The organism is uncultured Rhodoblastus sp. (assembly GCF_903903185.1).
Taxonomy (GTDB): Bacteria; Pseudomonadota; Alphaproteobacteria; order Rhizobiales; family Beijerinckiaceae; genus Rhodoblastus.
Map to the genome: position 1 here is coordinate 1 of NZ_CAIUXT010000177.1, position 12,598 is coordinate 12,598.

The window sequence follows — 12,598 nt, forward strand, 5'->3', positions numbered from 1 at the left end:
ATCTGCTCGCTCGGCTGATCCTGAAATCTTCTCAAGGCCGCCGATTCGCGTTGGCCTGGTCGGTCTGGCGACGCAAACACCAACTCCAAGCGACCAACGCTCATTACAAACGATACGAATATATGCAACTGTAGTACTAAGCTCCCATGGCGACTTTCATCTGGCCAAGCCTCGGATCACGACGGCGGAGAAGCTGAAAGAACCGTTCGACCTCGTTCTCCTAAGTTGCAAGTCCTATGACCTCGACAGCGCCATGGCCTCCTTCGCGGCCGCCGTCGGACCCCAGACCACGATCCTGCCCATCCTCAACGGCATGGGTCATCTCGATCGGCTGGGCGACCGCTTTGGCGCGGAAAAATGTCTGGGCGGCTTGTGCCAGATTTCGGCGGCGCTCGACGAGGAAGGCCGCGTCCGGCACCTTAACGACCTGCACAGCCTGGTGTTCGGCGAACTGGACGACGCCGAAACTGCACGCATGGAAGCGATCGCCTCGGCCTTGGCCAACGCGGGCTTCGACTCGCAATCCTCTCCGGTGATCCGTCAGGAAATGTGGGAGAAATGGATCTTCAGCGCCGCCTTGGCCGGGATCACCTGCCTGATGCGCGCCGCGGTCGGCGACATTGTCGCGGCGGGCGCCGCGGACCTCGCCCTCGGCCTGTTCGAGGAAAACGCCGCGATCGCTGGGGCTAACGGGTTTGAACCGAGAACTGCCTCGGTCGAGCGATCCAAAACTATCCTGACCGCGCGGGGATCGCCGATCAAGGCCTCGATGCTGCGCGACATCGAAGCAAACAAGCCGACCGAATGCGAACATATTCTCGGCGATCTACTGCGCTGCGGCGAAGCAACGGGCTCCGAGCGTTCCTTGCTGCGGATCGCTTACCGGCACACGAAGGCCTATGAAGCAAAACGCGCGCGCGAAGCCGGGGCTCAAGAAGCTTGAGCGCGAAACGACTTCAACCGGCTGATTGTGTTGAAGAACTCAGCAGATACGCGTCGGCGCTCCGGTTGGAGGCGTTTTTTCAGAAATTGATGGCTGGCGCGCTGTCGCGTTGGCGGCCATTTGAAGCTTTTATCTCCCAGGGGCGGCTGCGCCAGTTGCATTGCCCTCACGCAGATACCGCCCGTTGACCCAACCTCGCCGCGCGGACTTTTCCGCCTGTTCGACCTGGCACCACCTTTGCCCGCGACTGATCTTGCAGCCGAGGTTTTTCAGCGCGGTTCCGTTGGCAAATGAAGCGATGAGTTGGCCCTTGGGCGAGGGCGTCTGGCGCAGGCTCAGGCTGTCGCCCGGGCCAATACCGGTCACTTCCCAATAATCGGGGCCGCCGGACAAACCATCGGCGAAATCCGGGCCTTTTTCCTTTGCCGCGCTTTTTTGCCCAACCGCGATTGTCAGCGTGTATCGGGCGGTCGTCCCCCGGCGCGCTTCGTTCCGCATCAGATAGACGCGCGCCGTATAATCGCCGCTGGTCGGCGCGACGCCGCTGAAGGTGGAGCCTTCCGAGGAGCCGATGAAAATCGCCACGTCCGAGCCCGGCGGGTTCATATTGAAATAGCTCGCCTTGCTGGACTTGATGGTGACTTCGATCGACTCGCCCGCGCCGGCGGGGAAGACATGATCGATCGATGCATAGCCGGTGACGCCGCCCCTGATCGTCGCGCGGCCGTCCTTGAAGTCGACACGCTGCGTCCGGATGTCGGACCCCGCCAGCGCGAAGGCGGGCAGCAGGGCGAATACGAACGCGACAAAGAAAGCGCGGCGAAAGCGGAACATGATCGGTCTCTCCGGAACAGCAGCGATAGGCGGAACGCACGCCGCCTTTGGTTTTGGGGCCGGCGCGTCAGAGTCTGCCTTCATCGACCAGCGACTTCGAGTGCAGGAAATTTCCCCGGGCGTCGAATTCGCATTCAAACGGCTTCTTGCCTTGCGCGCCGAGATCGGCGGTCGCCTTGACCGAATTAGCGCCGTTCTTGGCTTTCACGACCCTGCCGGTCGTCACGTAATAAGGTTTGGTTGCGGTCAGGCCCGCGACGTCGCCGCGGCAATAGGCCTTCATATTGCCTGGACTCACCGGCTTGGCCGCGGCGGAGGTCGAAGCGGGAAGCGAGCCGCCCGCCGCGGCGCCGGCGCTCGCGTTTCCGCCAGCGCCGCCCTGTTTGTCTTCGGCGGCCCGGCAGCCTTTCTTGTAGGATTCGCCGTGCCGGTCCTGATCGTAGCGGCCGGCGGCGCAATCCGCATAGCCGCGCTTGTATTCGCGCTGGGACGCGGTCGACGCCGATGCCGCGCCGGCAATAGCCAGCGCGAGGATATTTGCCAGGACGAAAACGGTCGGCTTCACGCTTTTCTCCGGTCGATCCGATCAACGAAGCGCCTGGCCAACGGCGAGACCATCGAGGCCTAAAGCCGGTCCATGTCGATGACAAGTCGGACTTTCGCGTCAGAGGCCCTGAATCCGGCGGCTTGGGCAATTTCCCCCGCATTTTCAAGAACGATGGCGCGGCCTTGGCCGCGATCCTTTTCTCTGGCATCTTCGTGAAACGAATCGAAGCGCGTCGCGCCGAAATGGCGATAAGGGAACTCTGCGTTTGAAGATCGGCCATTACATGAGATCGGCGCCGCCGGCCTTGGCGCTATGGGTATCGCTGTCGATGTCGGGTGCGCCGGCCCTGGCGCAGGGCGCGCAACAATCGGCGCCGCTCGATTTTGCGCGCGACGCGCTGGCGCTCAAGCCCGGCGAATTCGTCTGGGCGCCCGAAATCGCGCCTTCGGGACCGGTCAGCATCGTCGTCGACCTGTCGACGCAACGGGCGACGATCTATCGCAATGGCGTGCGCATCGGCGTCACCACGGTTTCCACCGGCAAGCGCGGGCACGAGACGCCCTCCGGCGTGTTCTCGATCCTGGCCAAGGACGCCCACCACCGATCGAGCAAATATAACAACGCCAAAATGCCCTATACGCAAAAGCTGACGCAGGACGGCGTCGCGCTGCATGCGGGCGGCCTGCCGGGCTATCCCGAATCGCACGGATGCGTCCACCTGCCTCTGGCCCTGGCGCAAAAGCTCTTCACTTCGACGACTTACAGCACCACGGTCGTCATTTCCGGCCGGGCCGGGATGAAAGCGGACGAGGTGTTCGGGGGCGTGCTGGCGCCGGTCAACCAATCCGGCAAGCACGATCCGCATGTCCCGCTGGCTGTCGGCGAGTCCTATCGCTGGCGTCCCGAACTGGCGCCCGAGGGGCCGGTCGCCTTCATCCTGAGCGTCTCCGACCAGCGACTGGTGGTGATGCGCAACGGCGTCGAGATCGGACGAGCGAAAGTCGCGGTCGATGTCGGGTCGCTGGGAACACATGTCATGACGATGGTGGAGGCCGCCAACGGAGCGCGGCAATGGGTTCTGGTCGGCGTCGCCGGCCATGCCGACGAGGCCAATCTTCCGGTCAGCTCCGACCTGCTGAGCCTCATCCACATGCCGACGGGATTCCAGGCGCAGGTGGCGCCGCTGGTCGTGCCGGGAACGACGGTGCTGGTGACGATGGCCCGCATCAACAAACACACCACCGGCGCCAATCTCGCGGTGCTGACGGGAGCCGACTGAGTTTTTATCTGCTTCGCTCACCTTGATGCATGAAACGAAGGCTGCGGGTCCCCGACGGTCCGACGGTTTTTTTCAGGAGAGGGCCCCGCCCGCGGCAAAGCCGCCCAGCTTCTGTGGCAGGGCGATGCATTATACGGGTTTTGGGACATGCGTCGCAGCTTTCGATCAAAAAAGCGGACTGTTAGGCCGCAGGCAACTTTACGCCGGTTCGAGCCGGTGACAGTTCCACGCGCGACAAGCCGCCCCGGTTCAAAACTTCCCCTTCGGACAAAGGCCGCGCTCCACCGGAAGCCTGCGGTAGACTTTACCGGCGCCGTTCCTCTTTAAAGGCGCCGTTCGCCGGCGACCAAGAACGACGGCTGGGCGCCAGGTCCGGAAATACGGCTCGGTCCAATCAACCCGCTCGGTCGCAGGAAAGCAGACCTCCGGCATTTCGGTCCTGTGACAAATCCTGGAATGTCTTGTATCGTGAGGGCTGGGATCAGATCTCGGCAGCGCCGGGCCGCATTGCCCAGATGGAGATACGGGAATGCGCGCTCGTGACACCATCCTCAAAAACATAAAAGCGGCGTTGCCTGGTAGCTTTCCGAGCCTCCGCATCGAGGTGTTTTCGCCTGATAACCTTGACTTGGCTGCGTTTTCAAGGTGGTCTGAACACAGGCGCACGGCCGAGGTCGATCACATCATCGTGGTCGAATCGCTTGAGCCTCTGGTTATGCTCTGGTGGCGAGATGATGCCGGCGAATGGGTGGAAAAGAGCATCCGGGCCTTGGATGCAAAGGTGGAATTGCCAAAGCTGGGGATCGCGTTGCGCATGGACGCCATTTACAAGGATGTCATTCCGCCGACACTATCCGTTGCCTTTAACACTGCTGCCATCCTGCCTAACGTTATCGGATCGGGACTCGATAAGCTGGAAGACGGATCACCACAGACTCGGACTGTGCAACAGATAATTGACAGGATTCTTGAGACAATTGATGCCGTGAGCCAGCGGATCGGCGACCTCTTGGCTGACGGCAGGTTCGAAGCTGAGATGGAAGAGAAGAAAGAACGGCATCAAAAAAGGATGCAGGAGTCATGATTTCGAAACGTTGACGCCGATCAACACGCCATGCCCTGCGCGCGTTGCCCGCGCGAGACAAGGCTGTAGAAAACTGGTTGCGGCAGGAAATCTTGCCGACAATTGATGCCTTGAAGGCCGATCCGTCGCGCGGTCGGTCGATTTCGGACGTGCGCACATCTTTAAGCGCCGAACACGAAGCGATGAAAGATCGCTGACAAACACAGATAGCGGCCGCTCGAAACGACGTCCGGTCGCCGGCTTGGCGCCAGAACCGGCCGCCGGGCTGTTGAAATGACCGATAGCGTCGTCGGAAGAAAACGGACGTCCCGCGATTGGATTGATCGCCGGTGCGTCACTCGATGCAAATTCGAAGTTACTGGCGCGCCTAAACGCGGTAGTTGCGTCGCTCGCGCGCATTGGCCTCAAGCTTTTCAGCGGCGTTCAGCTTTTGCGTGACAAACGGCGCCGGCGCTCTCCGCCTCCTCTCATTCTGCGGGCAATGCAGAAAACGCTATTGCCCGCGCTTCCTCTCGATCGACCCCAAGGGCGACGAGAATGAATTCCGCGACGTCCGAACCGGCTTCGCGCCATGTCTTCGCGCCGTCGAGAATCGTGACCATCGCGCCGATCGTCGCCCCGGAAACGAAGCTGACGACGGTCTCCATCTGGCTTTCGCGAAACCTGTAGCGTCCCAACTCCAGCCCGTCGCGGAGGTCGTTAAAAGGCTGGCCGCGCCACACCTCCCGCAAGGCCGCGGAGCTGCAGCCGAAGCGGCAAAGAAAGCGTCCCCATTGCGGCTGCTCATGCGCCCGGCGCAGGCACAGCCGCAGTCCTGTCGCCATGCGCAGGGCCGGATCGTCGACGCCGCCCAGCGCGTCGACAAGGCGTTCGTTGAGTTCGGCGGCGAGTTGCGCCGCGACAATGTCGAACAGGCCGCGCAGGTCGCCGAGATTATTATAGATCGTTCCGCGCGCGACGCCCGCCGCCTGCGCCAGTTCGGACACCGTCACATGCACGTCGCCGCGCTCGGCGAAAAGCTTCATCGCCGCTCGGAAAATCTGCCGTTGCGAACCTTGAGCGCCGTTCACGCCTCCTCCAAGCCTGTCCGCCGCCGCGAACGAGAGGATTGAACATTTTTGTTCAATTTTGCCTCAATTTGTATAAAATGCAAATGGATTTGCCGCGAGATCCCCGGGGGATGGCGGCGAGACATTGTTTCGAACGGATGGGACGGCGATGCGACCCGGCGGACTTCGGCTCTTCCTCCCCTTCGCCTTCGGCCTGGGCCTCGCCGTCGCGATCTGCGCGGTCGCGCCGCCCGCCCTCGCCGTGAGCGGCGAGGAGGCTTTTCAGGCGCTGCTGCGCAGGTTTCAGCCCAATCGCCTGCCGGACGGTTTCGTCAGCGCCGATGGCCGGCTCGAATCCGAGCAGGTGGAGATCGCGACAAAATTCCCCGGCCGCATCGCCGAGGTGCTGGTCAAGGAAGGCGATCTGGTCGATCAGGGCCATATTCTGGTCCGCATGGACGTTTCGGAGTTGCAGGCGCAAATGCAGGGCGCGCAGGCGCTGGAGCGCCGCGCGGAACAGGCCAGGGCGCTCGCGGAGGCGGTGATCGCCCAGCGCCAGAGCGAGCACCGCCTCGCCGAACAGGAGCTGCAGCGCGTCGAGGCGCTGCACGCCAAGGGTTTCGCGACCACCGAACTGCTCGACCAGCGCCGCTCGGTCATATTGGTGGCCGAGGCCGCGTTGAACGCCGCGCAGGCGAGCCTGAACGATTCCATCGCGGCCATCGACGCCACCAAGGCGGATATCGTGCGCCTCCAGTCCGATCTCGACGACATGCAGCTCAAGGCGCCGCGCCGGGGCCGCATCGAATACAAGCTCGCCCAGGGCGGCGAAGTGTTGGGCGCGGGCTCGCGCGTGCTGACGCTGATCGACCTGACCGATGTCTACATGACCGTCTTCGTCCCTTCGGCCGTCGCCGCGCGGCTGGCCTATAACGATGACGCGCGTCTGGTCCTTGACGCCATTCCCGATTACGTGATCCCGGCCAAGGTCTCCTTCGTCGCCAGCGAGGCGCAGTTCACGCCCAAGACCGTCGAGACCAGGGAAGAGCGCGAAAAGCTGATGTTTCGCGTCAAGCTGACGCTGCCGCCCGACCTGCTCAAAAAATACGAGAACGAGGTCAAGACCGGCGTGCGCGGCGTCGGCTTCCTGCGCGCCGATCCGTTGAAAGCCTGGCCCGACTTCCTTGCGGTGAAGCTGCCGCAATGACCGGCGCCGTCGCCCGGCTCGACCGCGTCACGCATCTTTATGGCCGCGTGCGGGCGCTGGACGACGTGAGCCTGGAGCTTCCTGCCGGAAAAAGGATCGGCTTGATCGGACCGGACGGGGTCGGCAAATCCACCCTGCTGGCCCTCGTCGCAGGGGTGCGCCGCATCCAGACCGGCGAGGTGATGGCGCTCGGCGGCGACATGCGCGATGCGGGCCATCGCGCCGCCTGCGCCGCCCGCATCGCCTATATGCCGCAAGGCCTCGGCCGCAATCTCTATCCGACGCTCTCGGTGTTCGAAAACATCGACTTTTTCGGCCGCCTGTTCGGCCAGGGCGCGCCGGAGCGCGCCGCGCGCATCGCCGAACTGCTTGCGGCGACCGGGCTCGCGCCCTTCGCGGATCGTCCCGCCGCGCAATTGTCGGGCGGCATGAAGCAGAAATTGTCGCTGTGTTGCGCCCTGATCCACGACCCCGACCTGTTGATCCTCGACGAGCCGACCACGGGCGTCGATCCGTTGTCGCGGCGGCAGTTCTGGGAGCTGATCGACCGGATTCGCGCGCGTCGCGCCCACATGAGCGTGATCGTCGCCACCGCCTATATGGAGGAGGCCGAGCGCTTCGACTGGCTGGCCGCGCTCAATGACGGGAAAGTCATCGGCGCCGGGGCGCCGGCCGAATTGCGCGCACGAACCGGCCAGCCGACGCTCGACGCCGCCTTCATCTCGCTGCTGCCGGCCGAAGCGCAGGCCGATCACCAGCCGATCGTGCTGCCGCCTTTGCCGCCCGACGATGGCGCGCCGGCGATCGAAGCCGAAAACCTCACCTGCCGCTTCGGCGATTTCACCGCCGTCGATCACGTCAGTTTCAAGATCCGGCGCGGCGAGATCTTCGGCTTCCTCGGCTCGAACGGCTGCGGCAAATCGACCACGATGAAAATGCTGACCGGCCTGCTGAAACCGAGCGAAGGCCGGGCCCTGCTGTTTGGCCAGACGCTGGACGCGGGGGATCTGGCGACGCGCCGGCGCGTCGGCTACATGTCGCAGGGCTTTTCGCTCTACAGCGAGCTGACGGTGCGGCAGAACCTGCGCCTGCACGCCGAATTATTCGACCTGCCAGACAAGGAGGTGGGTCCGCGCATCGAGGAAATGCTGAAGCGGTTCGATCTGGCGGGGGTCGCGGACTCGCGTCCCGAAAGCCTGCCGCTCGGCATGAAGCAGCGCCTCCAGCTCGCCGTGGCGGTCATCCATCGCCCGGATATGCTGATCCTCGACGAGCCGACTTCCGGCGTCGATCCCATCGCGCGGGATAATTTCTGGCGCCTGCTGATCGCGCTGTCACGCGAGGACGGCGTCACCATTTTCATCTCGACCCATTTCATGAACGAGGCCGAGCGCTGCGACCGCATCTCGCTGATGCACGCCGGCAAGGTGCTGGCCATCGGCGCACCTGCCGAGTTGGTCGCGCAAAGCGGCAAGGCCAATCTCGAACAGGCCTTCATCGCCCGTCTCGAAACGGCGGAGGGGCCCCAGACTATCGGCGAGGCGGAATTTCGCGACGGCGCGCCGCCGAAAGGCGGCAAGCCGAAGGCGTTCGACCCGGCCCGGCTCTGGGCCTATGCCCGGCGCGAAACCATGGAAATCCTGCGCGACCGCCTGCGTCTCGGCTTCGCCATTCTCGCTCCCGTCCTGCTGCTGCTGACCTTCGGCTATGGCATTTCATTCGACGTCGAGAACCTGAGCTTCGCCGCCTTCGATCAGGACAATTCGCTGGAGAGCCGCGAATTGCTCGAAAATTTCGCCGGCTCGCGCTATTTCGCGCAGAAACGCGACATCGCCTCCGAAACCGATCTCGAACGACGGCTGGCCAGCGGCGAATTGAAACTGGCCGTCGAAATCCCCGCGGGTTTCGGCAAGGATCTGGTCGCAGGCAAGTCGCCCGAAGTCGCGGTCTGGATCGACGGCGCCATGCCCTTTCGCGGCGAAACCATCCGCTCCTATATCGACGGCATTTCGAAAGTCTATCTGGCCGAACAATATCGCCGGCGCAATCTCGTCTCGGTCGCGTCGCCGATCAATATCGAGACGCGCTTCCGCTACAACCAGGCCTTCAAGAGCGTCTATTCGATCATACCCGGCGTCATCATGCTGATCCTGATGCTGATTCCCACCATGCTGACCGCCGTGGGCGTGGTGCGGGAAAAGGAAGTCGGCTCCATCGCCAATTTTCGCTCAACGCCGGTGACGCGGACGGAATTCCTGCTGGGCAAGCAGGCCCCCTATGTCCTCTTGTCCTTCCTCAGTTTCCTGCTGCTGCTCGCGACGGCGATCGTCCTGTTCGGTCTGCCGGTGCGCGGATCGGCGCCGGCGCTGGTTCTCGGCGCGCTGCTTTATATTTTCGCCACGACGTCGCTTGGCATCCTGCTTTCCTCCTTTGTCAGCACCCAAGTCGCGGCGACGTTCATCGCCGCGATCATCTCGATCCTGCCCACGGTGAATTTTTCCGGCCTGCTCATTCCCGTCTCTTCCCTGTCCGATTCGGGGCGCTGGGTCGGGCTCGCCTTTCCGTCGAGCTGGTTTCAGGAGATCAGCGTCGGCGCCTTCACCAAGGGGTTGGGCTTCCCGACGCTCGCGCCAGACCTCGCGGCCTTGGTCCTGTTCAGTCTGGCCTATCTGATCTGCGCCGTCGCGGCGCTGCAAAAGCAGGAGCGCTGACATGCGCCCCCCGATCGATTTTGCGACGATCAAAAGGATCCGCCTGCTGAGCGTCAAGGAGTTGCGCAGCCTGTTCGCCGATCCGGTCCTGATCGCCTTCATCGTCTATGTTTTCAGCCTGGCGGTCTGGCAGATCGCCTCCGGCGCCAAGCTCGAAGTCGAATCCGCGCGAGTGGCCGTGGTCGACGAGGATCGTTCCGAACTGTCGCGGCGGATCGCCGGCGCGCTGCTGCCGCCTTTGTTCCGTTCGGCGGAGCCGATTTCCGTCCAGGAGATCGACCCCGGCATGAATCGCGGCCGCTATGTCTTCGTGATCGAAATCCCGCCAAAATTCGAGTCCGACCTGCTGTCGGGCAAAAAGCCATCGATCCAGATCAATGTCGACGCCACCGCCATGGCGCTTGCCGGCAATGGCGCCGTGGACATCCAGAAAATCGTTTTGCAGGAGGCGTCATCCTTCCTGACCGGGGGCTCCGGCGTCGCCGAACAGCCGGTCAATCTGGTCGTGCGGGAGAAATTCAATCCCGACCTGCATACCGTCTGGTTCACCTCGGTGATGCAGGTCATCAACAATATCGCGATACTCTCGATCATCCTGACCGGCGCCGCGCTGATCCGCGAGCGCGAGCACGGCACGATCGAACATTTGCTGGTCATGCCGGTCACGCCGATGGAAATCATGCTGGCGAAAATCGTCGCCAATGGCGCGGTGATCGTCGCCGCCTCGATCCTTTCGCTCCAGATCGTCGTCCGAGGGGCGCTGGGCGTGCCCATCGCGGGTTCCATGCCCCTGTTCATCACCGGCGCGATCCTGTTCATGGTCTCGGTCACGGCGCTCGGACTGCTGCTGGCCACCTACGCCCGCACCATGCCGCAATTCGGACTGCTCGCCATGCCGGTGATCATCATTCTCTACCTGCTTTCGGGCGCCACGACGCCGCTCGAAACCATGCCCGGCTGGCTGCAGACCTTCATGCAGTTCACGCCCAACACCCAGTTCGTCGCCTTCGCCCAGGCGGTGCTTTACCGGGGCGCGGGCGTTGATCTCGTCTGGCCGCAAATGCTGGCGATGGCGGCGATCGGCATCGCGACCATCCTGCTGTGCCGCGCGCGATTCGCCCGGGCGATCAGCGCTTCCCCTTGACGAGACGTTCAAGTGGTTGATCTCGAAGCGATCGACAATTCCGGCGCTTGTTCATTGCGGTTAATCGACCACCATGGTTGTCGCGCCGAACATGCCTTTCCCTGCTCCCGGATCTCCGCGGCGCTGAAGCTGCGAACCGCAGCCAGCGGTCGTTTGAAATGACGGCTGTCCGCCAGCTTCGCGCCAAAAGCGGTAATCCGACCCACATCGCTTCAGATATCCACCACGAAGATCCATCTCGCTCGATCTCCGACCATGGACCAAGTTCGTTCATGGAACACCAGATCGCGACATTCGACGCCCAACCGTCAGACGCAATCGTGCAGACCCTGCTTAACAAACACGACATCAAAATCGCGCTCTACGATGGACACGTCGAGCGCGCGGCCTTCACTATCGTTGACGACAAGACCTGGAACGCCTGCAAAGCTTCTGAACCTGGGCGTCATTACAGCAACGACGATACCTGCGGTTATCACCCAGTCACAGCGTTTGAAATACTCAAAACACGCTATCCAGACATCACGCCGCAAGCGATCTCCGCACCGGCAACGCTTGCTACCTGACCACGCGCCGTGATCGCCTTTCTCGCGGCGGATCCCGTCTCTCATCTACAGCAAAAAATGTCATGACAATGTCTGACAAATTGCAGTAGTATGAAAATACAGAGGAATAGCCATGATCACACGTTCATCCCGAACCGAAAAACTCGATCTCCGCCTCACCCCAGAGGCCAAACGCACTCTTGCCGCCGCCGCAAAAGCCGAGCGCCGATCACTATCCGATTTCGTACTCGCCAGCGCCCTCGGCCGCGCCGAAGAGGCGCTGGCCGACCGCCGCGTCTTCCAACTCTCCCCAGAGAAATGGCAAGCTTTCGTCACGGCTCTCGACAATCCGCCACGTGACATGCCCCACCTGCGCGCGCTGATGAACAAGCCTGGCATCTTTTCCAGCGGCGAGCCCGCATGACGCAGTTCCGTATCGAAAAGCTCCACCGCCATCATGCCGTCGATGCGTTTGACTGCGGCGAGGAGCCGCTAAACCGCTTCCTTGCCCGTTTCGCCCTTTCCAATCAGCAGGCGAACGCCTCGCAAACCTATGTCGGTCTCGCGGACGAGGCCGTCATCGGCTTCTATACACTTGTTGTCGGCGAAGTCCGCTATGACGACGCTCCGGAACGGTTAACCAAGGGCCTTGCCCGCCATCCTCTGCCGATCATGCTCCTGGCCCGCCTCGGCGTCAGCGTGGACTGGCAAGGCAAGGGCCTCGGCGCAGATCTACTGCGCAATGCTATCCTGCGCACGCTGGCCGCCGCCGACATCGCCGGCATCCGCGCGCTGGCCGTGCATGCCAAAAACGAACGGGCGCACGCCTTTTACCAGCGTTTTGATTTCATGGAATCACCGACCGACCCGCTCCACCTGTTCGCGCTCATCAAAGACCTGAAACGGCTGTAATCACCAGCCACAAACGGCACTCGAACCGCCTCAACCCGCCTAAAAGCTACTTAAAATGTTACAGACCGCCACCCCACATTTAGATCCGCCGGAGACAACGGGATAAGCCGCTCTTGTTTTTACACGTTTTCTTCACGCGAACCGGGTCTACTTCGCTTGAAAACGCCCTTTCGTCCTTCACTCTTTACATTACAGTAACCTGAGAGCGCGGCAAGTCATCCAAAAGAGAAGGCAAAAGCGGCTCCGAACCGAGGAACTTCCGCTTTCACAGCACCCAAACTGTTGCGGCGAGATCGGCGGATGTCGCCTTCGGGTCAAAACTCCCCGGTCAGGCTGCTCTTTC

Annotated in this window: 14 protein-coding genes; 10 read left to right on the forward strand and 4 right to left on the reverse strand. The window is 62.4% G+C overall.

What is annotated here, in order from left to right:
• Positions 1-64 precede the first annotated feature (64 nt).
• Positions 65-943, forward strand: a complete 879-nt coding sequence (locus tag QZY01_RS16305) for a ketopantoate reductase family protein (protein ID WP_342394905.1) — start codon at positions 65-67, stop codon at positions 941-943.
• Positions 944-1,072: 129 nt separating this feature from the next.
• On the opposite strand, the gene QZY01_RS16310 is transcribed toward QZY01_RS16305, so the two are convergent.
• Positions 1,073-1,777: an SH3 domain-containing protein gene (locus tag QZY01_RS16310; protein WP_294539133.1), complete on the reverse strand. Its 705-nt coding sequence runs from the start codon at positions 1,775-1,777 to the stop codon at positions 1,073-1,075.
• Between the two features lie 67 nt (positions 1,778-1,844).
• A complete protein-coding gene (locus QZY01_RS16315) occupies positions 1,845-2,342 on the reverse strand; it encodes a hypothetical protein (protein ID WP_294539136.1) in 498 nt (165 codons plus the stop codon).
• 247 nt (positions 2,343-2,589) lie between these two features.
• On the opposite strand from QZY01_RS16315, the gene QZY01_RS16320 reads away from it, so the two are divergent.
• Both QZY01_RS16320 and QZY01_RS16325 read left to right on the forward strand, forming a co-directional pair.
• The gene (locus QZY01_RS16320) at positions 2,590-3,603 is read left to right on the forward strand and encodes a L,D-transpeptidase family protein (RefSeq protein ID WP_294539139.1); all 1,014 of its coding nucleotides are present in this window, start codon (positions 2,590-2,592) and stop codon (positions 3,601-3,603) included.
• Between the two features lie 529 nt (positions 3,604-4,132).
• Positions 4,133-4,687 (forward strand): hypothetical protein, encoded by a 555-nt coding sequence (locus QZY01_RS16325; RefSeq protein ID WP_294539141.1) that lies wholly within the window; start codon positions 4,133-4,135, stop codon positions 4,685-4,687.
• Here QZY01_RS16325 and QZY01_RS16330 read toward each other — a convergent pair.
• Positions 4,682-5,086: a hypothetical protein gene (locus tag QZY01_RS16330; RefSeq protein WP_294539144.1), complete on the reverse strand. Its 405-nt coding sequence runs from the start codon at positions 5,084-5,086 to the stop codon at positions 4,682-4,684. The genes QZY01_RS16325 and QZY01_RS16330 overlap by 6 nt on opposite strands.
• A gap of 68 nt (positions 5,087-5,154) precedes the next feature.
• Entirely contained in the window at positions 5,155-5,757 is a 603-nt protein-coding gene (locus QZY01_RS16335; protein WP_294539147.1) for a TetR/AcrR family transcriptional regulator, read from the reverse strand.
• A 148-nt stretch (positions 5,758-5,905) separates the two neighbouring features.
• On the opposite strand from QZY01_RS16335, the gene QZY01_RS16340 reads away from it, so the two are divergent.
• The 7 genes from QZY01_RS16340 (at position 5,906) to QZY01_RS16370 (ending at position 12,255) form a co-directional block, all read left to right on the forward strand.
• Complete coding sequence (locus tag QZY01_RS16340; protein WP_294539150.1) at positions 5,906-6,943, forward strand: HlyD family efflux transporter periplasmic adaptor subunit; 1,038 nt, start codon at positions 5,906-5,908, stop codon at positions 6,941-6,943.
• Positions 6,940-9,654 (forward strand): ribosome-associated ATPase/putative transporter RbbA, encoded by a 2,715-nt coding sequence (gene rbbA / locus QZY01_RS16345; protein ID WP_294539153.1) that lies wholly within the window; start codon positions 6,940-6,942, stop codon positions 9,652-9,654. The genes QZY01_RS16340 and rbbA overlap by 4 nt, the downstream gene beginning before the upstream one ends.
• Before the next feature lies 1 nt (position 9,655).
• A complete protein-coding gene (locus QZY01_RS16350; protein WP_294539157.1) occupies positions 9,656-10,798 on the forward strand; it encodes an ABC transporter permease in 1,143 nt (380 codons plus the stop codon).
• Between the two features lie 12 nt (positions 10,799-10,810).
• On the forward strand, positions 10,811-10,960 hold the full coding sequence (locus QZY01_RS16355) for a hypothetical protein (protein ID WP_294539160.1): 150 nt from the start codon (positions 10,811-10,813) through the stop codon (positions 10,958-10,960).
• Entirely contained in the window at positions 10,957-11,364 is a 408-nt protein-coding gene (locus tag QZY01_RS16360; RefSeq protein ID WP_294539162.1) for a hypothetical protein, read from the forward strand. The genes QZY01_RS16355 and QZY01_RS16360 overlap by 4 nt, the downstream gene beginning before the upstream one ends.
• A 112-nt stretch (positions 11,365-11,476) precedes the next feature.
• Entirely contained in the window at positions 11,477-11,767 is a 291-nt protein-coding gene (locus QZY01_RS16365; protein WP_294539167.1) for a DUF1778 domain-containing protein, read from the forward strand.
• The gene (locus tag QZY01_RS16370; protein WP_294539170.1) at positions 11,764-12,255 is read left to right on the forward strand and encodes a GNAT family N-acetyltransferase; all 492 of its coding nucleotides are present in this window, start codon (positions 11,764-11,766) and stop codon (positions 12,253-12,255) included. The genes QZY01_RS16365 and QZY01_RS16370 overlap by 4 nt, the downstream gene beginning before the upstream one ends.
• Positions 12,256-12,598 lie beyond the last annotated feature (343 nt).